Origin of the sequence: Microbulbifer sp. JSM ZJ756, assembly GCF_044383805.1 — a bacterium.
GTDB classification, from domain to species: Bacteria; Pseudomonadota; Gammaproteobacteria; order Pseudomonadales; family Cellvibrionaceae; genus Microbulbifer; species Microbulbifer zhoushanensis.
This window is the reverse complement of the sequence record NZ_JBISER010000001.1, coordinates 524,706-551,505: the sequence shown is the minus strand read 5'-3', so window position 1 is coordinate 551,505 and position 26,800 is coordinate 524,706. Positions and strand designations below refer to the sequence as shown.

Here is a 26,800-nt window from a genome sequence, read left to right as displayed (position 1 = left end):
TTATGAAACAACAGAATTTTAAAAAAAAGGTGATGCCGTGTATTGCTGGCTTAGATGCAAGTCAGATATCAAAATCGGTGAAAATCACTTCAATAACAACGATATACATTAAAGACCTGGGAGTTCGTTAGAATGGCTTTGATTGTAGGCGCTATGCCTGGGACCAATTGGAAGCGGATCGCCCCACTGCTGGAAAGCTTGGGCTGGAGTAGGGTGGAGCCACTGGAAGCTGAAGAATGGTATAAGTGCGGCAAGCATAGTCCTGCTGAAGCTACTTCAGATAAATATCTATTGTTGCATTCGCGTCCAGAGATCATTGTTGCGAATGCGATGAGTCTTGAGAGAGACCCGATGGAGACCCTTGAACAATGGAAAGCCTCAGCAAATTGTTTAATTGATTTTTATCTGAACAATCGGGAACGCTCTTTGCTGCTGGAAGTTGAGGCAATTCTTCAGAACCCAAAGCGTTTTATGACAAGTGTGATTAAGCACTTTCAGCTCACCCCGGAAAGTCCCGAAAAGAGAATCATCCCTGATACATTGGAAGCCCCCCCAATGTACCAACTGCTAGCCAACCAATTACTGGCTCAAACTGATGAGCTGTCACGAATGATTCCTGAACTTCAGGCTTGCACTTTGCCATTGTCGGAAAATTCCTATGTTGTTCCAGATGTGGATATCTTTAGTCTGTGCGAGGAGCATAGAGCTCGTCGACCACTTGAGAAAGAGAATAGTCTTTTACTGGAACAACTACACCGAGTTCAGGAGCATTTAGAGAATTATTTTCTGAGCAACAAAAGCTTAACCGCCAAGCTTGAAAGTGCTCTGGCTGAAAATAAAAAGCTGAGAAGCGAGAGTAAGCGTGCGAAGGATAAGGTAGAGCAGATAAGGTATAGCACGTCATGGAGAATTATGGGCCCGGCCAGGGTAATAAAGAGAACTCTTTCTGGAAGTAAAAAACCCTAGCCAGCATTGGGTGATATAGTCTTACCCCTATTTTCTGCCATTTAGATGATAAGTATAAGTGAAGCATTTACTATGCAAGAAGTTCCAGTCGGGATAGACAAAATAATTCACATTGGTGCAGGCAGCGGGGAGGAGCTACATTGCTATCTGGCATCGGATGCTCATGATATTCTCTTGGTGGAGCCTAATCCCTCGATGGCAGAATACCTGCGGATACGGACGCAGGTTGACTCTCGTGTAAGAGTTTTAGAGTATGCCGTGACTGATGAAAATAAACTGAATAAGCTGGCTACTTATAACTTTTCTGCTGTTAATAGTATTTACCCTGCAGTTGATATATCCCATGTTCTTCCTGGACTACGGTTGCAAGAATTATTTCCCGTTGAAAACAAATCAGTTTCCGATTTCCTCGTGGACTTAGATCTTGGAGGAAAAGGCAACCTTCTAGTGATTCAGGCGCCTGGTGCTGAAAGTGCGATTATCTCTGGTCTTATGGAGAATCGGGTCCTAGACCATTTTTCGGAAATCCGTCTCACCTTTAACCGGAGTGTGACGTATGAAAATTCATGTAATGCTGGAGAACTTCTGGAACTACTCCGCGGCCAATGCTTTGACAGTCAAAGAATTACTGATGTAAAGCCTTACTTGACGCAATGGAGGTTGAGGCTCAATCGAACTGCGCAAGAAGTCAAGTCGCTGAAGAGTGACAATCACTTACTGGAAAAGAGCATAGAAGAGGTAAAGTCTGTCAATAAACGGTTGGTAAAGGAAAACCGAGAGATTCAGATCCGTCTCAACCTTTTAGTTGAGGAGCTGAAGAAATTCGGAGATCAATCCGAGCCAACCAATAGCCTGGAATCATTAGACACTGAGATTTTGATCCGCCTCGCCGAGCGGGCTCATCAGGAAAGTCGCTATGATGATGCAATTCGGCATTGGCAATCCTTGGCTGGTGTGATGCAGGAGTCCATGCCGCAAGTATATTATGATCGCCTTGATGAAGCTTATAGATTACAGGATAGCTTTCCCCTTGCTTCTGAAGAGAAGGAACGATTGTCTGGTCAAGGCGATAAGCACCAGCTGTTAACACAAATTCATCAACAGCTCAAGCCAAGCTTGTATGTTGAAGTTGGAGTACAGACTGGAAAGAGCTTGCTCTTGGCCGAGTGTAAAGCTATTGGCATCGATCCAATGCCCCGCCCAAACATTCCTCTTCAAGACAATCATCATTTGCTTCGAATGAGCAGTGATGACTTTTTTAGGCTCCATGCAGGTCAGTATTTAACGCAGTCACCAGATTTGGTGTTTATTGATGGAATGCACTTATTTGAATATGTTCTAAGAGACTTTATCAATGTGGAGCGCTACGCGGCGGCAAATACCGTCGTGGTAATAGATGACATATTCCCAGGTCATGCCGCTCAAGCAGAGCGAGAGAGGCAAACGAGAGGGTGGACCGGTGATGTCTGGAAGCTGCCTGCGCTGTTGGAAAAATACCGTCCCGATTTAACCATCCGGAAGGTAGATGTATTCCCCACAGGCTTACTTGTGGTAACGGGGTTTAACAATATACCGGTTGATAATGACCTTTTATTAGAAAAATCTGAACGAGAGGATTTTTCAGAGGAGTTACTTAAAAGTTTCATTAAGCGAGAAGGAGCGATGTCGCCTCAAAGTCTGCTAGATTCTCTGGTTGAAGAGATTGGCTAAAGACTAATGAAATTCTGTCTTAACGAAATATGCCCGGCAAGAATAGACCCAAAATGCTATTTGACAGGCTACTTGAATCTGGAGTTATCAAGCTCAATAGATATCGGCCTTACTGACTACCAAATTTTCGGGACAAGTTTTGAAAGGGTTTACTGGGTAGTTTTAAGAGTAAGCAGAATAAAGAATTCGCCGTTATTGGGCATACATTGTCGATTTCCTGTAACGCCAACCGCGTTGGTCAGAATTTTTTCTAGTGCCTCTCGATGATAGTTCAATGAATAAAGGCTACACCCTGCAAATAGTGACAGGCAGTCCCTCGGCACCCAGTGCGCGATATCAGGCAAGATAGCTTTAAATTAAAAGTTCGAATATTTGACATAAATATAAAGTAAGTACGGAGTTGGATTGATATGTCCAAGAGTGCAGAATTAAAAGAAACGGCGTTATCTAAGGGGAATAGTGCGTTTCGTGAAGGGGACATAGATCTTGCAATTGCTATGTATAAAAAGGCGTTAGCAGCTGCGCCTGAGCTAGCTGATCAAATAACGTTTAATCTTGAATATGCGAGGAGTGTCAGGGATCATCAAGAATTTGATGTTTCTACAGCTCCCAAGCTGAATGATGTAAAGCGTATATCTAAAGAGTTATCTCCGTCAGATAAGGTGTTGCTTGACCGGGTTAGGGAATATAACGCTGCCAAAGCGAACCGTAAGGCAAAAGTTACTGTTTATACTTCAATAACGGGTGGCTACGATGATGTCATCTTGCCCGAATTGATTGTTGATGATTGGGATTATGTTATTTTCACTGATCTGGAGATTTTCGGCGAAACTATCTTTGAGGTTCGGCCGCTACCAGTAGATGATTTAGACCCGGTAAGGATTGCCAGGTATATAAAGCTAAATCCACACAAGGTGCTTCCCGATAGGGAATACACACTCTGGATTGATGGAAATGTGCTTTTAAAATCCGGTGATTTTTCTGAGTATATCAATGAGTTAATCAAAGAGGAAGTCGGAATAACGTTCAGGAAACACCCGGAACGCACTTGCATTTATCAGGAAATTGAGAAATGCAAGGAGCTTAAGAAAGACGATTTTGGTCTGATGAGTAACCAGCTTGAAAAATATCGAGCGGAGTCATTCCCGGAAGATTACGGTCTGTTTGAAACGAATGTAGTCCTTCGAAAAAACGATCCAACTGTTAACAAGTTTAATGAAGCCTGGTGGAGCGAGTTAGATTGTGGCAGTCGGCGAGACCAGTTGTCAGTTATGTATGCTATACAAAAGCACTCTATAGACTATCGACTGTTCGAGGAGAAGAACGATATTCGGGAGCAAGCGAATCCCTGGTATTACATTTTTTCTCATAATACAGGAAAAGTGGATAGTGGGTATAAGCAGCCAGGATTTTATCGTTCTGTGTATTCGGGTAGTAGCTCTGTAGAAAATCAGGCTTTATCAAAAGAGCCAATAAAGAAGGAGTACTCACGCTACAAGCCTCCGTATAAAGTTAAAAAAGCCGCTTGTCTACTAAAAGAGCTCGGTTTTTCAAACGAAGGATATGAAGAGCTCACCTTTCTTGCAGAGAATGACAAGTCCCACGAGATTCGTGAGCATGCTCTTTGGCAAATAGTCTTGCATCGCCTGGATAATCCGCAAAAATTTAAGGCTTCTGAAACTCAAAATCTCATCATTACGCTACGACGCGACTGCAAGAACCCGATTATCCTTAAGTACTTGGAGTTTCTTCTCTTTGATTCGTTTAGCGAGAGCGGATCAGGCGATGAAATTTCCGCCAAAAGTCAAGATTCACTGCATGTCGATTACCTAGTGTCCGAGATGAATAGTGCGGGAACGGAAAATGGGAAGATTGAACTTATAAACCAGGTTTTTTCCAAATACAATTTGTCGCCGGTTCGCTATGTGAAATTCGGCCAGGAAGCCTTGTACGATTCAATTTTTCCTGCAAGTCCTATTAATAGGTTTAGGTATATAGAATCACAACTAAAGGTCTCCGTTATTGTTCCCGCTTATAATGCTGAACACCAGATAAAAACTACCCTTTTTTCAATGCTTTCTCAGACGTGGTACAACATTGAAATTATAGTTGTCGATGATAACAGTTCAGACAACACCGTGCAGGTAGTTGAGGAGTTGGCGCGTTTTGATGATCGGATAAGGCTGTTAAAGAATAGTTGTAATTCAGGGCCCTATGTATCGCGTAATTCAGCGCTAAAGATTGCGAATGGTAATTTCGTGACAGTGGTTGACTCTGATGATTGGAGCCATCCACAGAAAATTCAGTTACAAGTCGAGTCCCTGATAGAAAATCCCAATCTGGTAGCAAATGTTGCCTGCTGGATTCGGACGACAGAAAACTTAGACGCAATTCGCAGGGGAAATCCGTTTTATAAGCATCTCAATATCTCATCTCTGATGTTCCGAAAAAATGAGGTGCTGCCATTTCTTGGAGGCTGGGATGCAGTTAAGTTTGGAGCGGATGGCGAGTTTTACAAACGGCTTATAAGGATGTTCGGAAGAGACAGAGTTCAAGAGTTGGACGCTGTGACTTCTTTGGGGAGAGTAGAAGAACGCTCTCTTACAAACAGCTCTAAGTTCGGGTATAACGGATTTCCGTTTGGTGCACGAAGAGAGTACTTGGAAAGCTATGAGTTTTTCCATCGACATAGTGAGGATTCAGAGCTTAATTACGGTCTAGGAGGTCAGGTAAGGTATCCAGTGCCTTTGCCTATGCGACCGGGAATATCTTCATACGAATCCAAAGTCGATCTTTGCTTGATCGACGACTTTAGAAATATCAATTCAGCAGACAACGCTATTGATTTTATTGAGAGCTGTCGTGATAAGGGCCTTACATTTTGCTTGGTACAAATCAATTCACCTGAATTTGACCCTAGAGCTAAAGTTCATGATCGCCTTCGAAGTTTCCTGGTCAAGCATAGTTTAACACTTACGGTTTATGGTGAAGCCATCCTGGCTAAGGAAGTGATCGTTCACAGTGTCAAGTCTCTTCTTCATCAACAGAGATATGTACCCAATATCACTGCTGGCATAGCAAAGTTAGTTTTTCGGCAAAGGGATTTTCGCGCTCATTTCCTATCTGATCTTGAGGAGATAAAGGAGAAAGCTTCATCTTTTATCAGATCTACCTATTCTCCAATACTCTTTGATAGTGACGCTGAAGCTGCTGCCTCCAGGTATGAAGTCAATCAACTTTTTGGGAGCGCTCTATATTCTGAGAATCTCATCGTTACATCGTCGAGCAAACTTGATAACTTTTCGTACAATGGCTCAAAGAAAGTTTGTGTTGTGATGCCATGTATTGATTTGGAGCTTGGAAAGAAAGCTGCAGAAATAATGCTTTCCAGGGCCGGCATTGATTGCTCTGTAGTTATAGTAATGGATGACATTCGCAAAGGTTTTATAGCTACCTTAAATCAAGCTGCCAGAAAAATTGATTCCCGCTTTATTTGCTACGTTGCGCAAGACGCTTTTCCGGGCCGGAACTGGCTAAATGAGGCATATGCTGCACTTGAGAATTCCGGCAAGGGGGTGCTCGGTTTTAACGACGGTAAATGGAAAGGTCGTATCGCAGCTTTTGGTATGGTTCGAAAGCGCTGGGTTAGAAAGTTTTATGATGATGAAATACTTGCTTCAAGCTACCGTTCGCATAAAGCTGATAATGAAATAACAGTTTTGGCCAAACTTGATAATAACTACGTGTACTGTTCAGACAGCGTGTTGCTCGAAGTGGATTATCGGAAAGATGCGGGCGGCTCTAACTTATATGATGACCAGATTTTTGCTGAGAGATTCAATTCATACTTCGGTGGTCGGTTCGAAGCTGATAAGGTCGAAGCCCTAAGAAAGGAATATAAAGTAAAGCCAGAGATTAAAACTAAAAGCACCAAGAAATGGGGCTTTTTGCCTCTTTAATTTTTGCTTGCCCAGATAACTTTATTTTGATCATAGAATAATATGAAAAATTTGGAGGAACATAAAATAGATCCTGTGAGGAAGGAATAAAAAAGTAAAATCCTTGTGTTTACAGTGACCTTGAGCTTCTACGCACTAAGCAGAGGCCTTTCTTTAATTTAGAGCCTCTGCTAACTTAGTTTGTTTAAGTCTCGTTCCGACTATAGTTTTTTTGAGGAATTGGTGAGTTTATGTTGAGTAGCGGCGATAATGTGCTTGTCTACACCTGTGCAGATAAAGCTTATGAGGACTTTGCGCCAATTTATATTGCGGCGATGCTTGAGCATTCCGAGGACGTTATTTGCGAGGTTGGGGTCGAAGATGTTGATTCCTTTCGTTCTAGCTATTCTCTTTCTCTAAGAATGCTTGAAGATAAATTTGGGACGGACCGGTTCTTAATTTCCGAGGTTCCGATGTTTAAGGACAGTTGTGGTATTGTTCCTAATACGGTGAGATTTCTTACGAAGCCATCGCTGAGGGCTCGTTATATCTATATCGGTGACATTGATATATTCTGTTTAGATAAAGATTTTTATAATCAGCACCTTTCTTTTATGAGTAAAACGCGCTTGCCGTACTCAAACTCGGTTAGACCCGGTACCGAAAGGCTAACTGGGTTACACTTTTCTGAATATGATTCTTACTACCCCATTCCGGACTATTCTGACCTCAATGTTAGCTGGATGAATGATGAGAAGGTTTTGTTTCAGTTGGTAAAAAGGCGAGGGTTGGTAATTCAGGACTTCGAGTGGTTTAGACCTATTCATGGAATTCATGTTAGCCCTAATCGGAGTCCCAAGCCGTCTATAAATGCCGCTGGAAAAAAGGTGCCTGGTTGGGGGATAGAGGGTTATGCCGAGCAGTATAGGTTATGGTCTTCAACCTCATTTTTCTCGGAGTTTAGGCAAGCACTTAGCGAGCGCGTGAAAATGTCACTCTCGAAGATTGATGCCGTGGTATATTAATGTGTTTTTTCTTCTTTCGGTGTGGTGGGCACTTTGAACTTAAACGGCAGTTGCCCTTCAGAAAATAGGAAGGTTATCCCGTAACAGGGGGCTGTTTTTAATTAAACACTGTTTTTAAGGCTCTTGAGCTGTGAATTTTATTCTGTGGACGGGGTCGCGCTAACTTTCATGAGTCGCTATCCGGAGCCGGCCTAAGGTATCTTTTATATGTATGAAGGTAGGTTGACTTGTCTAAATCGTCGGCACCACGCATTGGACGACTCAAGTGTTTAATTGAAGATGTTACTGTTGATCAATAAATAATAAGTTCTGCTTGCTAAAGGGTTATATGTCGAAAAAATTTCAGGGCCTATCGCTACGTGAGCTGGCATACCAGTCATTGCAGTCGGAGCTTCCAGAAAAAGCAGTCGCGCTCTATTTTTTGGATTCTCTTAGGGGTTGTAACCCTGCAGACTGTTCAGAGTTCTGGCTGAGCCTGGCTCGAAAGCGATGGCTGCGCTCTCGTCGTGGACAGCGTAAGAAGGTCGGCGTATGTTGCTGGAGCCTCTCTCACAATCCCGCTGGCCGTGCAATGGCTCTGGCTGAAGCCTACGCCCCACATGCAGACGTGGAGATTCTTGGCTGCATGATGCCAGGTTATGGTGACGAACTTTGGCCACCTATACGTTCGTCTTCGTTTAGTTGCAGCTACATTATTGTAGAATCCGATGCAGAGTTTGCCAGACAGGCATTAGAGCTTGTGATTCAGCATCCTTATGATGTTGTCCACCTGTCGAAGCCCAGAATTCACAATGTGATTTTTGGATGGCTATACCAGTTGGTATGGGGGGCTCGTGTCATTATGGATGTTGACGATGAGGAACTCGCATTTGTCGAGGCAGATGCGCCACTCAATCCTCGGGAATTTATACGAAACCATGGCGCCCTCCCGGAACTTAAAGATTTACGTCAAAAGCTGTGGACTCAATTGGCTGTCGGAATGGTTGATCAATTTGATGCTATTACTGTTTCCAACGGAGCCTTACAGAAGCGCTATGGTGGACAGATAATTCCCCATGTTCGTCCTGAGAGCCGCTTTCGTCCTTCCCTTCTTCGCAGCAAAGCGAGTCGTCGAGAGTTTGGTATTTCCGAAGATACCAAGGTTGTACTTTTTTTTGGTACACCTAGAAAGCATAAAGGCGTTGCAGAAACGGCCCGTGTTCTGGCCTCTCTACAGAGATCAGACATTTGTTATGTTGTTGCCGGAGGCGAGCCAGATGTAGAGTTGAAAAGGGAGCTAGCTAATATTTCTGGGCTTGAAATAATCTTGATTGGTGAGCAACCATATGAGCGAGCACCAGACATTATCGCCTTAGGAGATGTCTGTATACTACTTCAAGATGAGACAGCACAGGTCTCCCAGTTCCAGTTGCCGGCTAAATTAATTGATGCTTTAGCCATGGGCTTGACTGTTTTTGCGCAGAAAACACCTCCCCTGGAAGGTTTGGTCAATCAGGGTGCGATTATCCCTGTTACCCGAGAAAATATCGCTACTAAGCTTCAGGCGCACTTTAATGACCCTGATCCATGCCAGTATTTACGAGCACGAGGGGCTTTTGTTTCTGGCCTGACGGTTGAGGCTGTTACTCCAGTTGTAGACGGTATACTTAAAGATGATTCACCCCGCCGAGCTGAGCATTTATCTTGGCAAGGGCAGTTAGAGCAGATTCTGAAAAAGAGGAAGTTGCCTCTAGGAGTTCCGGTTCCCAGGTAGGCGCAGTAATCTGGCTTAGTTGCCTTTTAGCACAATGCTTAATATTGATGCGTCAATACGCTGTGCTCATTGATGAAGGTCACTGTCTCTCTCTGAGCTACTAGCTCGCGCTCAAAATATAGCCAATATGATTGAAACCTGCGCAGTGCCAACTTTTTTTCCGCTCACCAATTTGTCTCCATTCTTGCGTTGAGTGCCGGACAGGATTCGAGTATCATTCCGTTCAGCCGTTGAACGGTCATGAATTGGTATGCATGTTTAAGCCACATGAAAGCGACTTCAGTCCTCGGATTGTCGAAGTTTTAACGCTAGGAATAGGGTACTTTTGATGCCTAGTGACGAATACAGCTATAGAGTGTTGAAGCTACTCTCACAAAACCCTCACCTCAGTCAGCGAGAACTCGCCAAGGAGCTAGGTATCAGCCTTGGGAAGGTTAACTATTGCCTCAAGGCTTTGATTGAAGTGGGACTCATTAAAGCTAAAAACTTTAAAAGCAGTCGAAACAAGCAAGCTTATGCTTACCTGCTGACCCCGAAGGGCATCGAGGAAAAAGCTAGAATCACTCTTAGGTTCCTGAATTCCAAGGTTGCAGAGTTTCAAGCACTGCAAGCGGAGATCGAGGATTTACAACGCGAAGTTGATGGAACGGTTGAATCACTTTCGAAATGAAAGCTGAAGCTGCGATAGGCGTTGCCTGTTACATCATTCTTGCCAGGTCCTAGTACAATTTCGAGCCTGAAAGTGATGGTGCTCATTGATTTTTGGAGTAAATAATGGCCGGAAGAGCTACGTTTATACGCAAGGCATTTAAAGAAATGAAAATAATCGCCTATCGTGCTGCAAGGTATATTTATCGTAAGCTCAAAAATGAGTGCGGGATCGATGCGCTGAATCTTAAACTGCCTTTCTCAGGTAGAACCCTGAAAGGATTAATATACCCAGGAATTCGACTGAATACTGTCCGGGAGTCCGCAACACGCCCTCCAATATATAAAATACCTAAACGCAAACCAGGCCAGTACATTCTTTTTGTGAGAACTATAGGGAACGACATTCAGGGCTTGCATGATGAGAACCAGAGCCTGGGTAATCTGGAATATATTCTTAAAAATGAAGGTGAGTTGCCTGGAGTCGACAAGCTATTCATTATCAACCGAGTCGTATCAAGGCACAAGCTGGAAAAGATAGTAAGGCTATTGCGTTACTATAAAATGCCCTATCTCGAATTGGCCTTTGAGGCCGACCGATTCAAAGAGATTCCGCTAGTTGAGCAGCCTACCCCTGGTGAGGGGGAAAATTGTATTAGGGCACTCCCTGATCTTCGTGAGTTAGTCCATAAGGTGGCAATTCGTTCCCACCGTAGCGCATACCTTCTTAACAATCTAGGCGCCAAAAACTTTGCTCTTAATTGTGGAGCAAAGAATGGCTATAAGTGGGTTCTTCCGTGGGATGGCAATTGCATTTTGTCAAATGAAGAGTTTCTGAAGATAAAAAAAGCTATAGACTCTGCCGGCAAAAAAGCTAAATATTTTCTGGCTTCTATGGAGCGTTGCCCTCAAGAGCCCTCGATGCTTCGACCCTCCCCAGCGGACAACGTGGCAAGTGGCCGGCAATTAATTCTAAGAGCTTCGTCCAAGAATTCAATTGACCTTAGCCAGTTCTTCTCGGGGGGGCGCAAACCGCAAGGATTATCCTCCGAGATGCCCTCTGGACTACGTGATGCCTGGATTTATGAACAAGCTTGCGGTGCGAGCGATTTTTTGAACGACCGCGGGATGTCGGACTCACCCGAAAATGGTGCAGCCTTAGTCAGTCTCGGTGAGGCTATCGCTAAGTGCTCGCCTGCTGGTCTAGGGATGGATAGCAGGCCAAGTTCCATTATTGACTTCATTGATGAGATATACGACTACAGCACAAGGAAGTTGGCAGGTAAGAGTCAGGTTGATTATCTGTATTATCGCCAGGTTAAGGCAGATCAATCGAAGTGCCCTGAAAACTGCGTCGAGTTAAGCGCTGTCTTTGACAAGGTCTATTTGGTTAGTTTGGAGCATGACCTGGAAAAGAGGATTAAAGTCGGCTTCCAGCTTAGATCTCTAGGCATTGACTATGATTGGTATCCGGCAGTAAATGGTTATGAAGGGCGACCGTTGCAGGACTTTCAGGAGTATATGAAGAGGCCGCTGGGCAAGATGGCTCATTTTTCGGATTGCAGTGACTACGAAAAGAGGCGTGGATCAAAGATGATCGAGTCTCCCGGCGCGCTAGGATATATATACACGTATATATCTATAATGAATGATGCAAAGTCGCGGGGTTTTAAGAATATTCTTATAGTAGAGGATGACATAATTCTTTGTTATGACTTTAAGCAAAGATTTCATCGATTCATCACTTCCGTATCTGATGATTGGAGAATTTTGCTGCTGGGAGCCTCTCAATATGACTGGGGTGGAGTCGATGTTTCTGAGTCTCTAAAAAGGGGCTTTTACAGACCTGAGTTACATAAAACCAAGGGGTCTTTTGCGATTGGGGTCAATGAATCGATCTTCGATGAGTTAATCGAAAACCTCAGTTATTTGGATGCACCATTTGATAACTTCCCGATTGGCTACCTCTATGAAAAATACCAAAGTTCATGCTTTGTCGCCTATCCCTATCTCGTGATGCCTGATGTGGGTGATAGCGCAATCCGGGGTGCTCGTTCACAGTATACGCATTCTAATCGCGTCGGTTGGTGGGTCTCCGACTTCAAATATCCTGCACAGAAACCATGTGTTGGAGTTGTACTGAAGTCAAGTGACAACTTGCGGTTACTCGATTTTAAGGCTGACCCTGGTTTACCTTATCTTGTTAATTTTTATTTCGTTAATGAGAACGGGATATCTCCTCTTCACAACAGAGCGATGTTGCCAAGTGAGTACCATGTAGAGAATGTAAATGATCAGTTATATGCATCTACATCTTTGACGCTCGACGTTTTGTTTGAGGCGGAAAAAGAAACTCCTCTTAGCGAGAAGGATATTCATGATGCGGTTCTAGACACCCTTTCCGGTGGATCGACTAGTGGTCCCCTCAAGGAGGTTAACCTATCAGTAGAGGAGCGGGTGGCAGGTCGAGTTTCAGTCGTAATTCCAACCTATAAGCGATCTGAACATCTTCAGAGGGCAGTTGAGAGCGTCTTGGAGCAAGACTATCACGATACTGAGCTGATCGTTGTTGATGACAACGGTGTAGATTCCAGTTTCTCGCGCGAGACGAGTCAAGTCATTAAAGACTGCGGCAAACGCTATCCTAAGAGGCGTATCAGGATGGTCCAGCATGTTAAAAATGCTAACGGGGCTGCCGCTCGAAATTCGGGAATCTTCGCTAGTACTGGAGAGTATATTTGTTTTCTTGATGATGACGACATTTATCTGCCCGGAAGGATATCCAAGAGTGTCCAAGAGCTGATAGGGTCAAGCGAGTCAATCGGGGCTGTCTACTGTGGTTTCCTTGGCTGGAATTCGCCCAGATTGGACTTGGGTAGATTCAAGGATGGAGATTTGACGAGGGAAATTTTCATGCTTGACTATTTTAGGCACTATTTGCATACCAATACTGCAACATACAAGGCAAGCGCGATCTTGGCAGTGAACGGTTTTGATGAGTCTTATCGACGGCATCAGGATCTCGAATTCAATTTGCGTTTCTTCGAGCAGTTCCAAATTGGCGTAGTAAGAGAGGCTCTGGTCAGGTTGGCTCCTGAAAAGTCCGCAGTGGACAATAAGCTCTATGGAGCTGACATGTTGAACTTGAAGAGGAAGTTTCTGACTGACTTTGAGTATCTAATTGCTAAGTTCAGCGAGGAAGAGCAAAGGCGAATTTACGATGTCCATTGCCGAGAAGTCTCTCGTTACACAGGGGAACTTGCTAGTAATATGGATATCTACGAATTTATTAGCGGTGGTAATGTGAGTGATAATGTACGCTTAAGTTTGGCTGCTGATTAATTGATTGTTAAATTTTGTTTTTAAGCACAAGTTGGTTGGATAGCGATTAATGAGAAGTTTAGGAATTGTCTCACCAAATTTCGGTGGTAGCACAGTGTTTGGTCACTTACTAGGCGGATACGAGGGGCTTTCCCATGTGGGCGAGATACACAAGGTGTACTCTGGAAGAGAAGGTGAATGCAGAGAGTGTGGTTCTTCATGCCCGCTATTCACCGCCGAAAATATTGCCAAAATTCAAAATGTAAAGCGTCCAATATACAATAAATGTGCGGACATCCTTGGTTTGGATGTGCTCGTAACTGGCGATAAAAATCCCTATTTTTATGATAAGACTACGGGTCTCCCAGATGCGTTGGTTGTTCTGCTTAAGGATCCAATGGCTCATACTTATAGCTTTTACACCCGCTCATTGAAGCAAAGCTTTCACTCCTATAGCAACGAGTTTAGGTGGCTAAAGTTCAGAGAATCTGCGCTCACATACTATACAACCCTGGTTGACAGAGTGGCCTGGGCGGCTGAAGTAAGCCAGCGGCACGGCATACCTGTCAAGGTGGTTTCACTTGAAGAGTTTATCGACTTAGATGACGAGGGTAAATCGGGGTTGGCCCAGTCATGGTTAAATGGGCGAAAATACGATTCTTCACGTTTAAAGGCAGGATCACATTACATTGCCGGAAACCACAAGATCAGCAATGGGGGCAATGCAAGAGGGATTAAGTTTTTTAAGGGCATGTTTAAGAGGGATGATCGCTACAGCTCCGAGTTTGGGCAGGCTCACTTCGATGAGCTCAATTACTCCCTGAATGAATTTTCTGAGTTGCGGGGGTATGTGTCTCGTCTTGATGTTTTAACTCCTGTGAGCTGGCTGGGTGTATAGCTCTATCATCTGTGAGTTACGACGAACTCTATGAAGATCCCAGCTATTGTCCTTTTTTGACCGCAAAGCTAGTGGACCGTTTAGACGTTTAGCGCGTAGATGACAGGGGCTTTTGTCTTGAGCACGGTGGTCTGGAGTAGAGCTTACATATCGCGACAAGAAAGTAGCTATGCGTCTTGCACGCATTGAGTTGCTGGGGATCGCAAAGGAATCATGTCGATTAATAAGTGGATAGTACAATTCTACCCCCTGGCTTCAGGCAATTGCGGGGTCTCTAAGGGCATTTATGTACCCATACTTCGCAGTTGAAAAATATTTGGGTGAAAGATATCACTACTCTCAGTACGGGTCGGTAACCGTTCTCTTACCGGCCCGGCATGGCTTGCATAAAGCTGTTGAAGTTCTACAGGGTAAACTTTGGGAGCGGCTGTAAGTTGATTTATCTTAGCTCTGATGTGAGCAGTGATGTACGTAGCGTAGGAGTAGTATTGCTGGCTCCCCCCTCTAAGATCCACACGTCGCTATTGGGTCGCTGTGTAGCCGATGTGAGAACGAGCTGTCCTCCATCGAGAATATTTTTTGGAGTATTTCCTAAGGAAATTAAGGTATGACTTCTGGCGTGCGTAGCTCTCTGCGCTGGTGCCTCTCACTCGCTTCCAAGTTTAAAAGGGTGGTATTCTGGCGCACTTCTCTTATTGTTGTTCTTACCCTCGTGTCGCAGATTGCAATGATACTTGCCTTCTTTTTGCCATTGAAGGTTGTAATTTTGCTCGGCTCTACCGGCATACCTCGGTATTTCCCAGAGTTCCTTGAAGCCCTTGGTCGTGACGTTTTGATACTTGGGATCAGTTTGTCTGCAGTCATATTTTATGTTGTGCATTTAGCTTCTGAGCGGCTGATTAATGTTGTGACTGAAGGAGCATCAAGCCAAGTCCTGTCTCATAACAAAAAAGTCGTACTATTTCAAAATCAAGACACTATAGCCAGGAACGCCTACAAACGTGTTTCCCGTGTTTTTGCTGGTGGCGTATTCATTGTTCTTTCGCTGACCGCGATTGCCATATTTTATCTGGATATGGCGGCCGTATTGATATGCTATGTTATCGCTTGGGCGGTTGGTGTTAACTCTTTCGCCAAGTTAAGCTCTTCCTTTCAAAGTCATTTGAGTGACAACCCTCAGGGTGTAACAGGGTTGTTTGCGGGAGTAGGTTTTTTTGTCGCCTTTGCATACTTGGTTATTGACTTTACCTTTATGACGCCCCCATCAGTTATTGTTGCAATCTTATCAGTTCTCCTGTGTCGGCAGCTTTTTGGTCGATTCTCTGCCGTTATAAATGATGTGCATCGTCTCTCTTCTCAACGCCTAAAGATTGATGCTCTGTTCTTTCACAAGAAAGTTCTGCTGCCTAACCGAGATGCTAAAGCTAAGGGTATCTGGTCGCTTCTGAATCGAGATACTGTAGTCGAATGGGTTAATTCCATCATTTCTGGCCTTGTTGAGGCTTGGAAGGGGTGTGATGGGGTTTTTTGGCATGCATCAAGCTCTCCAGGAATCGCAGTATTGCTTGTGAAGGGTACCGAGGGCTTGGACAATTACCTAGTAAAGTTCTATGACAAAAAAAATAATAACCTGGCGATGCATGAATCAACCCTTTTGAGCGAGTTCCCACAAGGTCTACCAGCGCCTGAGCTCGTTGGGGTTGACGGTATTAATGATTTTACCTGTCAGGTTTACAGGCTACCGTGCTCTGAATTACCTGCGAAGCCGAAGGATATACGGTCAGCGACATATGCGCTACGAACCAGTATTTTGAAGGTAGAGCCCCCGCTAGTGCTTTCGGACCGCTACCAACGGTCCAAAGCGTTACTTTGGCAGCGTCTGCACGAATCTGATATTAAAAAGATCTCTATTGCGGTCTCCTCTGAAAATGAGAAAGAGCAAGTAAATCGCCTAATAAACCATTTGCCGGAAATTAAAACTAAATTACGGTTGTTGCCACTTACTTTTTTTAATCCAGATATGCGTCCTGTTAATGTTGGTGAGTTACATCAAGCTAACTCAGAAGTTCTAGTTAACTGGGGTCGTTGGTCACTTGAGCCTATTGGCGTTGGTTTTGGCGTGGGCCAGAAAGAGATAAAGCAGGTTGGTGATGCGCTTCGTGAGGCGGCTTCTGTTCGGCGTTGTCTTGAAGGTGTTGATGTAAGAGTCGTTGAACTGGCCGCATTCTTGTCTGTTCTTGAGGCAAGATGCGCAAAGCATCAGTTTAATGAGGCTCTTGAGATTGTCGCTCCTATATTGGAGCGATGCGACTCATTGTCTATGGGTTTTTCATCGAGGGAAGCTCATTCAGAGGCGTTGTGAGGAGGTAAGTGCCTCCCCCTTGACTTTATCAGTTTTGGAACTAGCTGCTGGAACTTCTTCTATGTGTGTTGAGATATCTATCATTATTCCGATTTTTGAGCAGTGGAAGTTTGTACCTGAACTCCTCAATTGTCTTTACTCGCAGTCGTATCCGATGGATAAGGTTGAGGTTGTGCTAGTTGATAATGGCTCCCGGGGGATTCACGTTCCTGCTGACCTGCCAGATGGCGTAAGGATCCTCCACTGTGAAACTCCTGGTGCCTACGCTGCGAGAAATTTCGGTGTTCAGCATTCGCGTGGGGAATGGCTGGTTTTTACCGATGCAGATTGCTTGCCTTCCAGGAATTGGCTTAGTGAGATTGCGAAAGCAGGAGTTTTTGGGCGGTGTGGTAACGAGTTCGTTGCCGGCAGGGTTGATTCAATTGATAAGGAGTCTCCTTCCGTATACGAAATTTATGACATGGTGAGAGGTATTCCCCAGGCACACTATGTTAGCAGGGGGTATGCCGCAACTGCGAACCTCGCAGCTTCTAGGGCCATGATAAATCGGGTTGGTGGGTTTAACGAGCAACTTTACTCCGGAGGTGATGCAGATTTTTGTCGCCGTGCCGGTAAAAGTGGTTTTAAGATCGTATATGTCGATTCTGCGGTTGTGAGGCATAGGACTAGGACAAGCTGGAAAGAGATTGCGACTAAGGCGCGAAGGGTTAAGGGAGGTCAGCTTACGCGTCGAACGCTGCAGCACAAGTTATGGGTGTATTTTCGCACTATAGTGTCTCCTGGAATAACAGCAATTCGCCTCTTAAGAAACCGCCAATTTCCTTTCAAATATCGGGTAATTGCAAGTTTTGTATATTTGCGGGTCTGGGGCGTTGAGCTTATAGAGTTGATTCGTGTTGCTTTAGGCAGAGAGCCAGAGCGCCGGTAGTTGTTTTTTATTTCATGGGTTTAATTGATTTATGTGTGACTGGGGTGGGGTGGAAATCCTAGATGCCAAAAAAATTCGATAACAGCATCAGTGTTATAATGCCTGCCTTCAATGTGGCTCCCTTTATTCAGGAATCAATTGAGTCAGTCCTCCAGCAGAGTCATTCAGAGCTTGAGCTCATCATTGTTAATGATAGTTCTACAGATCGAACATGTGACGTTGTAGAAAGTTTTTGTGCTGTTGATCCGAGAGTGAGGGTGCTTAACAGCAGGAAGAACCTCGGTGGGGCCGGTGCTCGAAACTTGGGGCTTGAGGCTGCACGATTTCGTTATGTGGCCTTTATTGATGGTGATGATCTTTGGCACTGTGAAAAGCTAAAGCGTCAATTGTCTGCTTTAAAGAGTAGGGGTGCTCAGCTTACTTACACCGCAGTCCAGAAGGTCGATTCCACAGGGTGTCCATTTGGGGCAATGCAGGCCGTCGAGCTCGAGGTTAATTACAATACCCTCCTTGCTAACCCACTTATAGTGTGCTCAAGCGTGCTGATTGACTACGATGCTCTGGGTAGGCCATTAATGCCAGATATTAGAAAGCGTCAAGACTTTGCTTTTTGGCTCAAGTTGCTCCGGGAGGGAGCGCTTGCGCATGGAATTAATGAACCCTTAACCTACTACAGAGTTAGAGCAGGATCTCTCTCCTCTAATAAATTGAGTGCCGCCCGTTATACATGGCGTGTCTATAGGGATTTTGAGTTACTTCCTTTGAGTGAGGCTATCCCAAGTTTCGTTTCTTATGCTTTGCGCGCCTTTTTAAAAAGGTTGAACCGATGACTGGCAATCGATTTCTGGTGACGGGTGCAACGGGAATGGTGGGCAGCGCACTGGTCTCTCGTTTAAGGACTTCTGGAAAATCTGTGATAGCTGTGGGTGGAACGGCAAAGACAGATGCTGAGGCGGATTATTATTGGGGATTGGGTGATCGAATGGGGGGGGCGCTGGCTGATGTACACACGGTGATTCATCTGGCAGCCCGGGTGCATGTTAGAGGCCGGGGTTTCTCGGATAGGGTTGGTTTCAATCGGGATAATGCCGAGAGTACATTGGAGTTGGCAAAAGAGGCTCACTCCCAAGGAGTTAAAAGATTTGTTTTTGCAAGCTCAATTGGGGTTCTAGGGGCAAGCTCTTCATCTGCTGTTGATGAGTCTCGTGCTCTTTCCCCCCATAATGCCTATACCCTTTCCAAGGGGTTGGCCGAGGAGAAGCTTGAAGCATTTGCCCGCAGTGCTGGTATGCAGCTGATTATATTGCGTTTCCCTGCTGTTATTGGTCCTGGCGTAAAGGGGAATGTTGAGAGCCTGATTCGTGCGATCAAGCTGCGAGTCCCGTTGCCTTTTTCTAAAATTAATAACCAGCGTCAGTTTATAACCCTCAAAAACTTAGTTGATGGGATAGCACTAGCATCCCACCATGGTGAGGCCGCAGGCGAAACCTTTCATTTAGCGAATCCTGAGCGCGTATCGACTTTGGAGCTATGTGAGATTATCGCCCATGAGCTTGGAGTTGGTCTCCGTAGTTGGCCTGTGCCTGCAAGACTTCTGAGGGCAGGGTTTTTGGCTGTTGGCCGTAAGTCCCTCGCTGACGCTCTAACAGCGGATATGCTTGTGGATACTTCAAAAGTCTCGAATATGCTGGGTTGGCGAGCGGAGCAAAGCTTGCAGTTGGGGTTGCGTGAGGTAGTTACCCGCAGCATTTAGCTTAGCATGACGAATGATAGGCTAAGTTGAACGGATAAAAATTTCGGGTATCTACTAGCGCGGAGGGGTGAGGCCGCGGCCAGAATGATTTATGTGAATAATTCAGGTAGGGCGCCAGCACGCTTGTTATTCATTCTTTTTCTTTCTCGCTTAAGTAGTCTTCGCACTAATATACCTACCTGCTGACGATTCAATGGCCGTGGCGGTTGCACGTAGAGAGCGTTATCCAGTAGCGCGTGTAGCTTGTCTAATTCGTCGAAGTCGAGAATTCCCCGTGCCTCCTGAAAGCTCTTGCCTCTAAGATCGGGCCAGCGGGCCTGGAGCCAGTTTTTTAGCCCATCCTGTAGTTGTGCCGGATCTCCATTTTCGGCAGCCGCCAGTAGTTGCTCGGCTTGCCTTCGGGCATCCGGTGTTATCTTTTTGGGCTTAACAGGTGCGGGGGCCACCAAATGCCGCCGGAACCACCAGAAGTAGAAAATCCACAACAGATGCGAGGCCACGGCGGCAATAGCCAGGGTGCGCCAGAAGTTCTCGGCGGGCAGCTGGCTGGTGCGCGCCGGGCCGGGCAGGGCGGTTGGGCTGCCGTTACTGCCCATAGCCGCGGGTGTACCGCTGACGGTAAACCGGAACGCGGGCAGCTGGGTCACGCGCTGGCGCCCGGACTTGGTGTCCCACCAGCTGAGGGTCACCGGGGGAAGGCGGTACTCGCCGGGCTTGGTGGCGACGATGGCGGTGGTCTCGATGCGGCTGCCGCTGATGCCGTTGGCGCCGGCCTGGTCATCCTGTTGGGGCTGGTCGGGATAGGTCTTGAGCCCATCCACATTGATCTTGGGCAGCGGCGGCAGCTGTGCGGCGCGCAGCCCTTCTGCGCGGATGGTGATGATCCGGGTGATGGGCTCGCCCACCTTGAAACTGTCGGGATCCTGGCTCCAGCTCTGGACAATGCCCAGGCTGGCGGCCGGGAGCCAGTGCTCGCCGCTATAGCTGTCCGGCTTTGGCAGTACCTCGATCTCCTTTGCCTCGGAGCGCAGGCGCAGCCGCTGGGTATTGCGATTGAACAGGGAGAAGGGGTCGCGCCGGCCGGCGACCGCGACGTAGGTGAGGGCGGGGATACGCAATTTGCCCGAGCTCTCCGGGAAGATGGCGTAGGTCAGTTCGTAGACGGCGTGCCCGACACCATTGATGCGTCGCTCATAGCGCTGCTCATCCACTTTCTCGATATGGGCGCCGGGAATCTGTAGCGGCTCAGTGGAGATGTCGTGCAGGCCAATGACAGTATACAGGCGCACTTTCACCAGCAGCTGTTCCTGGACGTAGAGCTGCTCCTTGTCCAGTTCCACTTCCAGGAATGCCTTGCGGTCCTCACTGTCCGGGGCCGAGCCGGCCTCGGTGACGGTAATGGGGATGGCATCTGATACCTGGCCGTGGAGGTGAAGGGAGGGGACGAACAGCCGGCCCTCGCGCTTGGGGGCGAGGGTGAGCATCCATTCCACATAACTCTCGGCGCGTCCGTTGATTACACGGTACTGGTTGGACTGCTGCCGCGAGAGAATATCGAAATCCTGCTCCAGCAGCTCGAAGTCCGGCTGGCCACCACTCTCCTTGCCCGAATAGCGCAGGCGCAGGTTCAAAGTCTCGTCCACACCGATGGTATTGCGGTCGACGGTGGCGGTGAGCTCGCTGTCCGCGACGGCGGTGTTGGCCAGGAGCAGTAGCATGGTTGCGATGAGCAGCAGGGTGACTCTGAACATGCAGTTAAAGGGTTCTCCTGGTTTTTCGCGGCCATGGGCCGCTCCTACGGCGAATTGGGAAGGTGAGGCTACCATCTTTCTGTGGCTCCGTTCTCCGGCGGCTTCCAGTCGCCAGTGCGGTACTCGCGCCGGCGTTGCAGGCTCTCATACTTGAATTTCTCCCGCATCAGTCCGGCGGGATCGTCGGGAATCTGTCGGAGCCACTGGTCCAGGGCCTGCTGCGTTTCCGGGTCGAGCGCGTTTTCGGCGGTTGGCTGTTTCTGCTGCGAATCGCTTTCCTGGTCGGTTTCTTCGCCCTGGCCGCCCTGGGATTGTTGTTGCTGGCTTTGCTGCTGTTCTTCGTCGCTACCGGATTGCGAGTCTTTGCCGGCCTGTTGCTCCTGTTCCCGGGGAGACTGGCCGGATTGGGAGCCGGACTGCTGCTCGCCGTCCTGTTGTCCCTGCTGGTCCTGTTGCTGCTGGCCCTGCTGCTGTTGCTGCTGGTCCCCGGACTGCTGCTGTTGTTGCTGGCCCTGCTGGGATTGCTGTTGCTGCTCCTGCTGCTTTTTCTGCTGTTCGCGGAGCTTGCGGGCGATCTCGCGGTTGTGTTCGGCGTCCGGGAATGCCGGTTGCCGCTCGAGAGCCTCGTCGTAGGCGGCGATGGCCTCGTCGAAGCGTCCCTGGCGGGTAAGGCTGTTGCCCAGGTTGTACAGGCTTTCGGGATCGCTGCCGCCGCGGGAAAACTGCTTGGCGGCAGCGGGGAAGTCCCCGGCGCGGTACTTCGCTGTGCCGCGCCACTGGGGGTCCTCGAACATCTCGGCTGCCTGTCCCGGGTTGCCCTGTTCCAGCAGGCGACGGGCCTGCTGGTCCTCGCGCAGCCACAGGTCCTGCCACAGCCCGCCTGATCGCGATGCTCCGGCCCGGGCGGAATCGGGCCGGGTCCCGCCTGGTTGGGGTATATCGGCCTGGCTGTCAGCCTGGGCCTGGCGCGATCCATCCGCAGTGGCCGGCTCGGGTAGCGCCAGGGTCATTGGCAATGTCAGTGCCAGTGGCAGGGTGCAGGCCAGGGCCCCGCGCCGGAAAAGCAGGGCGGCAAGGGGGAGCAGTAGCAGCACCAGCCAGGGTCCCTCCTCACGCCACTGGTCGAATTCGCGTTCGGTGAGGGCGGCTTGCTCGGGCGTTTCTCCCCGGGCCATCAGGTGCGTGATGTCCCGGTCGTCTACGGCAATTTCTGCGAAGCGGCCGCCGCCCTTGCGGGTGAGCTTGCGCAGCTGGCCCTCATCGTAGCCGGCAATCACGATGGCGCCGTTAGCGTCGGTGATAAACCCACCGCCGTTACCCCGCGGGATCGGGCTGCCCTCGCCACTGCCCACGGCGAGTACGGAAAAATCGATGGCCGAACTGTCGATCATCTGTGCCAGGGGGCCCAGCGCCGCGTCGTCAATACCATCTGTCACGGCGAGGATACGGCCGCGACCGTTGGCGCCATCCTGTAGCAGGCGGATCGCCGCTTCCACAGCCATTTCAATATTGCTTCCCGGTACGGGGATGATTTTCGGTGACAGCGCCGGTACCAGGTTGGCGATGGTGGCGGTGTCTTCCGTCAATGGCGTGACAACGTGGGCCTCGCCGCCATAGGCGACCAGGGCCGTCAGCCCGTCCTCCCGCTGCTTGAGGATGTCCAGCACTTTCAGCCGTGCCCGGGTAAGGCGGTCCGGTGTCAGGTCGGTGGCCATCATCGACGGGGACAGGTCCAGCAGTATCACCAGGGCATCCTGGTTGCTGAATACGGGGGTCGGCAGCTTGCGCCAGGTGGGCCCGGCGAGTGCGATGATCATGCCCGCCAGTAGCAGGAAGATCAGCGAAAAAAGCAGCGGGCGGCGTGACCCGCCCCGCAGTAACAGGTGGGGGAGCAGGTCGGCATCTACCAGCTTCTGCAGCTGGCCGCTGTTGAACACCGTTCGCGCCAGGCCCCAGCACGCGAGTGCGGCCGGCAGCAGTAGCAGTAACAGGTACGGCCGCAGGAAATGAAACTGTTGCAGGTCGGCCAGCAGGTTCATGTCATTTCCTCCCCGCGCTGGCGCTGTCTTGCCCCAACTCGTCCGGCGAGGAATGTGATGCCCGAGCGGCCCAGGGGCACCAGTGCCCAGAGCAGTGCCAGCAACAGGGCTGCTGCCAGGGGCCAGATAAACAGTGAGCGCAGCGGACGGTAGGAGGCGGCCTCCTGCTCCACAGGCTCCAGGCGATCCAGCTCTTCGTAAATGCGCGCCAGTTCCGCCGGGTCCCGGGCGCGGAAATATTGCCCGCCGGTACGGTCGGCAATAGCCTGCAGGGTTTCGCTGTCCAGGTCCCGGGACGGGTTGATGCGCCGCGACCCGAAACGGCTGCCCAGCAGCCCGGGACGTACCATTTCCTCTGCGCCCACGCCCACGGTGTATACCGTAACGCCGGCCTGCTGGGCGAGTTCAGCGGCCTTGAGGGGGGCGACTTCGCCGGCGGTGTTGGCGCCGTCAGTCAGCAGGATCAGGACCCGCTGCTCGGCGGGGCGCTGGGTGAGGCGTTTAACCGCCAGGCCGATGGCGTCGCCGATTGCGGTGCCCTGGCCGGCAAAGCCGATCTGCGCCTCCTGCAGCAGGGTACCCACGGTTTCCCGGTCATAGGTGAGTGGCGCTTGCAGGTAGGCGCGGGTGCCGAACAGCACCAGGCCCAGGCGGTCGCCCTGGCGCCGTTCGACAAAGTCACCCACAACCCGCTTGACGGCATCGATACGCATTGCCGGTCGCCCATTGAGCAGCATGTCCGGGGTTTCCATACTGCCGGAAATGTCCACCGCCAGCAGCAGGTCGCGGGCACTGCTGGTCTGCGTAATCGGCTCGCCATACCACTGCGGGCGGGCGGCTGCCGCGACCAGCAGCAGCCACAGGAGCCACAGCAACAGCAGGTTGGCCATTTTCCCCGGGGTGCCGCTGCCGCGCTGGGAGAGCTCGGCATAGAAGGGCACCTTGAGGGCGCTGTCCAGCGGCCGGGAGCGGGGCAGCAGCTGCCGGGTCAGCAGCGGCAGGGGCAGTAGCAGGAAGGCCCAGGGCAGAGCGAACTCAAACACTTTGGGCCTCCGTTATGTTTGTGCTCCGGGCATCATCAATACGGGTTTTGTGCGACCTGGCCCAGTCGATGGCGAACTGCTGCAGGGCGCTGTTGGCATCCGCGTCGAATGCGTCGCGTCGGTAAAGCTGTTCCAGTAGCGCTTGCTGTGCCATGGGCGGGCAGGGCCTGCCGCCACTCTGTTCCAGGAAAGAGAGCCATTGCCTGCCGGTCAGGGTGCCGGCGCGGCGGCGGCCGTAGCTGGCGACGGCCACCCGCTTGAGGATCTCATTGAGCTCTTCGGTTGCCCGGGGGCTTTCAATATCGACTTCCTGCAGCAGGCGAACCGCCTCCTGCCGGTAGCGTCCACGGCGCACCCGGTCCCGTGCATGCTGTATCCACAGTGCGGCCAGGATCACCGCTGCCACCACCAGGGCGGCCAGCAACCACCAGCCCGGCGCAGGCGGCCACCAGGCCAGTGGTGCCGGCTCGTGAATATCCCGCAGCTGTGCCAGCAGTTCCTGTTGCTCTGGCGAAAGGGGCGGCTGGGCCGGTGTCTGCTGGGCGATGGGGATCCTCATGGGACCACCACCTTATCGGCTGTGGAGCCGCGCGCGGAGGTATCCGGCTGGCGGGTGCCGAAGTAACTGAGCAGGGCAGGCACCAGCGGTTCGCTGGTGTCGAAGTCGAGCAGCGGCAACCGGTGCCGCCGGCACAGTTGCTCCACGGCCTCCCGCGCTCCCGCCTGGCGCTCGGCGAAGTGCTCCCGCAGTGGCCGGTTATTGCCATTGAGGAAGGTGCGCTGGCGACCGTCCGAGATGGTGAGCGACTCCCGGGGCAGGTTGAGCTCAAGGGGGTCCGTGATGCGGAGCACCTGCAGGTCGGCGTGGCGGGTCAGCAGGTACAGGGCTTGGGCGCAGCTGTCATCGAGGTCGTGGCAATCGGATATCAGGAACAGTGCGGTACCCGGGCGGCTGATACGCCGTGCCTCTTCCAGCAGGACCGTGAGCGGTTGGCTGCCGGGGGCGGGTACCGGGTTGCGCAATTCCCCGGCGAGTTCGACCATCGCGTGGATCATTGCCAGCACCGCGTGGTGGCTGCGGCGCGGGCGCACGGTATCGATACCATCGTCGGTAAACAGTATGGCGCCGATGCGATCGCTGTGGTGCAGGCCGGCCCAGCCCAGGGCCGCGGCGATACCACTCGCCACCACCGACTTGAACGCGCGGCGGCTGCCGAAGAACATCGGCGATCGCAGGTCCACCAGGATGACCACCGGGCGCTCGCGCTCTTCCTGGTAAAGCTTGGTGTGGGTCTCGCCGGTGCGGGCGGTTACGCGCCAGTCGATCGAGCGCACATCGTCGCCGGCCTGGTAGTTGCGTACTTCCTCGAAATTCATCCCGCGGCCGCGATAACGGGTCAGCAGCCCGCCGGCCTGGTCGCTGCGGGCCAGGCGGGGCTGGAACATCTGCAGCTGGCGCGCGATGTAACGTAGCTTCACCAGTGGCGTCACTTCGGGATAGGCGCCCCGGGGGCTGAGTTCGATATGGGAAACCGCTTTTGGCATCAGATTGCCGGCACCAGTTGCAGCAGCCGCTGGATCACCTGGTCCGCGGTTATGCCGGCAGCCTCGGCCTCAAAGCTCAGTAACAGGCGATGGCGCAGGATATCGGGCGCGACTTCCATCACATCGTCCGGGGTGACGAAGTCGCGGCCGGCGAGCCAGGCGCGCGCGCGGGAGCAGCGGTCCAGGGCAATCGTGGCCCGGGGGCTGGCACCGAAATCTAGCCAGCTGGCGAGCTCGCTGTCATACTTCGCCGGCTCGCGGGTGGCGATGACGAGCTGGACAATATAGGTCTCGACGGCCTCCACCATCTGCAATTCGAGCACCTGGTTGCGGGCGCGGAAAACCTCTTCCTGGCTGACCACGGCGGTAGGGCGATTTTCGCCAATACTGGCCTCGGATCTGGCCAGTCGCAATATTTTTGCTTCCGCGCCAGCATCGGGATAGGCAAGATTCACCTGCATTAGGAACCTGTCCAATTGTGCCTCAGGCAGCGGATAGGTACCCTCTTGTTCGATAGGGTTTTGTGTGGCCATCACCAGGAACAGCTGGGGCAGCGGATACGTTTTGCGGCCGACACTGATCTGGCGCTCGGCCATGGCCTCGAGCAGGGCGGACTGGACTTTCGCCGGCGCGCGGTTGATCTCATCCGCCAGCACCAGGTTGTGGAACACTGGCCCTGGTTGAAAATGGAACTCTCCGGTTTCCGGTCGGTAGATATCGGTGCCGGTAATATCCGCCGGCAGCAGGTCCGGCGTAAATTGGACGCGATGAAAATCTCCCTCAATAGCATCGCCGAGCGTCTTGATTGCCTTGGTTTTCGCCAGGCCCGGCGCACCTTCCACCAGCAGGTGGCCATCCGCCAGCAGGGCGATGAGTATGCGGTTGACCAGTGTTTCCTGGCCGATGATCTGCTGTTCCAGCCATTCGCCCAGGGCCCTAACGCGATCCCTGATATCTTGCGTCGTCGATTCCATAATGTCTCTTCTGTCGAGGATGGTCCTGCTCCCTTTCCCGCGGGCGGCTATCTATCATCTTTTATATATAGTCGCCCGCGACCGGAGACGTGATTCCGTTGATTCTAGCGGCACACAGCGGAGAGGCAACCGCCGGTTGCATTAGG

General features: G+C 50.2%; 18 protein-coding genes. 12 read left to right on the top strand and 6 right to left on the bottom strand.

Going from position 1 to position 26,800, the window contains the following annotated elements:
- The first annotated feature begins 132 nt into the window (after positions 1-132).
- The 12 genes from ACH6CX_RS02360 to ACH6CX_RS02305 all read left to right on the top strand — a co-directional run bounded on the left by ACH6CX_RS02360 (position 133) and on the right by ACH6CX_RS02305 (position 19,302).
- On the top strand, positions 133-966 hold the full coding sequence (locus tag ACH6CX_RS02360) for a hypothetical protein (protein ID WP_237061666.1): 834 nt from the start codon (positions 133-135) through the stop codon (positions 964-966).
- 72 nt (positions 967-1,038) lie between these two features.
- A complete protein-coding gene (locus ACH6CX_RS02355) occupies positions 1,039-2,676 on the top strand; it encodes a class I SAM-dependent methyltransferase (RefSeq protein ID WP_396674582.1) in 1,638 nt (545 codons plus the stop codon).
- A 410-nt stretch (positions 2,677-3,086) separates the two neighbouring features.
- The gene (locus ACH6CX_RS02350; RefSeq protein WP_396674580.1) at positions 3,087-6,635 is read left to right on the top strand and encodes a glycosyltransferase; all 3,549 of its coding nucleotides are present in this window, start codon (positions 3,087-3,089) and stop codon (positions 6,633-6,635) included.
- A 230-nt stretch (positions 6,636-6,865) separates the two neighbouring features.
- Positions 6,866-7,639 carry a hypothetical protein gene (locus ACH6CX_RS02345; RefSeq protein ID WP_396674579.1) on the top strand — a complete coding sequence of 258 codons (774 nt, stop codon included), beginning with the start codon at positions 6,866-6,868 and terminating at the stop codon, positions 7,637-7,639.
- A 328-nt stretch (positions 7,640-7,967) separates the two neighbouring features.
- Positions 7,968-9,392, top strand: coding sequence for a glycosyltransferase (locus ACH6CX_RS02340; protein ID WP_396674577.1), 1,425 nt, complete (start codon positions 7,968-7,970; stop codon positions 9,390-9,392).
- Positions 9,393-9,720: 328 nt separating this feature from the next.
- Entirely contained in the window at positions 9,721-10,062 is a 342-nt protein-coding gene (locus ACH6CX_RS02335; RefSeq protein WP_237061654.1) for a MarR family EPS-associated transcriptional regulator, read from the top strand.
- 104 nt (positions 10,063-10,166) lie between these two features.
- The gene (locus tag ACH6CX_RS02330) at positions 10,167-13,382 is read left to right on the top strand and encodes a glycosyltransferase (RefSeq protein WP_396674575.1); all 3,216 of its coding nucleotides are present in this window, start codon (positions 10,167-10,169) and stop codon (positions 13,380-13,382) included.
- 49 nt (positions 13,383-13,431) lie between these two features.
- Positions 13,432-14,259, top strand: coding sequence for a hypothetical protein (locus ACH6CX_RS02325; protein ID WP_396674573.1), 828 nt, complete (start codon positions 13,432-13,434; stop codon positions 14,257-14,259).
- 607 nt (positions 14,260-14,866) lie between these two features.
- Positions 14,867-16,621 (top strand): hypothetical protein, encoded by a 1,755-nt coding sequence (locus ACH6CX_RS02320; protein WP_237061651.1) that lies wholly within the window; start codon positions 14,867-14,869, stop codon positions 16,619-16,621.
- A gap of 61 nt (positions 16,622-16,682) precedes the next feature.
- Entirely contained in the window at positions 16,683-17,549 is an 867-nt protein-coding gene (locus ACH6CX_RS02315) for a glycosyltransferase (RefSeq protein ID WP_237061648.1), read from the top strand.
- A 62-nt stretch (positions 17,550-17,611) separates the two neighbouring features.
- Positions 17,612-18,379, top strand: coding sequence for a glycosyltransferase family 2 protein (locus tag ACH6CX_RS02310; RefSeq protein WP_396674570.1), 768 nt, complete (start codon positions 17,612-17,614; stop codon positions 18,377-18,379).
- Entirely contained in the window at positions 18,376-19,302 is a 927-nt protein-coding gene (locus tag ACH6CX_RS02305; protein WP_237061645.1) for an NAD-dependent epimerase/dehydratase family protein, read from the top strand. Before ACH6CX_RS02310 ends, ACH6CX_RS02305 begins: the two co-directional genes overlap by 4 nt.
- An 89-nt stretch (positions 19,303-19,391) precedes the next feature.
- Here the strand turns inward: ACH6CX_RS02305 and ACH6CX_RS02300 are convergent, their stop codons facing one another.
- The 6 genes from ACH6CX_RS02300 to ACH6CX_RS02275 all read right to left on the bottom strand — a co-directional run bounded on the left by ACH6CX_RS02300 (position 19,392) and on the right by ACH6CX_RS02275 (position 26,654).
- Complete coding sequence (locus ACH6CX_RS02300) at positions 19,392-21,053, bottom strand: BatD family protein (protein WP_396674568.1); 1,662 nt, start codon at positions 21,051-21,053, stop codon at positions 19,392-19,394.
- Between the two features lie 68 nt (positions 21,054-21,121).
- Positions 21,122-23,092, bottom strand: a complete 1,971-nt coding sequence (locus tag ACH6CX_RS02295; protein ID WP_396674566.1) for a VWA domain-containing protein — start codon at positions 23,090-23,092, stop codon at positions 21,122-21,124.
- Positions 23,089-24,135, bottom strand: coding sequence for a VWA domain-containing protein (locus ACH6CX_RS02290; protein ID WP_232942795.1), 1,047 nt, complete (start codon positions 24,133-24,135; stop codon positions 23,089-23,091). The genes ACH6CX_RS02295 and ACH6CX_RS02290 overlap by 4 nt, the downstream gene beginning before the upstream one ends.
- Entirely contained in the window at positions 24,128-24,694 is a 567-nt protein-coding gene (locus ACH6CX_RS02285; protein WP_396674563.1) for a DUF4381 domain-containing protein, read from the bottom strand. Before ACH6CX_RS02285 ends, ACH6CX_RS02290 begins: the two co-directional genes overlap by 8 nt.
- Entirely contained in the window at positions 24,691-25,680 is a 990-nt protein-coding gene (locus ACH6CX_RS02280; RefSeq protein WP_396674561.1) for a DUF58 domain-containing protein, read from the bottom strand. The genes ACH6CX_RS02285 and ACH6CX_RS02280 overlap by 4 nt, the downstream gene beginning before the upstream one ends.
- Positions 25,680-26,654, bottom strand: a complete 975-nt coding sequence (locus ACH6CX_RS02275; protein WP_232942792.1) for a MoxR family ATPase — start codon at positions 26,652-26,654, stop codon at positions 25,680-25,682. The genes ACH6CX_RS02280 and ACH6CX_RS02275 overlap by 1 nt, the downstream gene beginning before the upstream one ends.
- Positions 26,655-26,800: the final 146 nt, after the last annotated feature.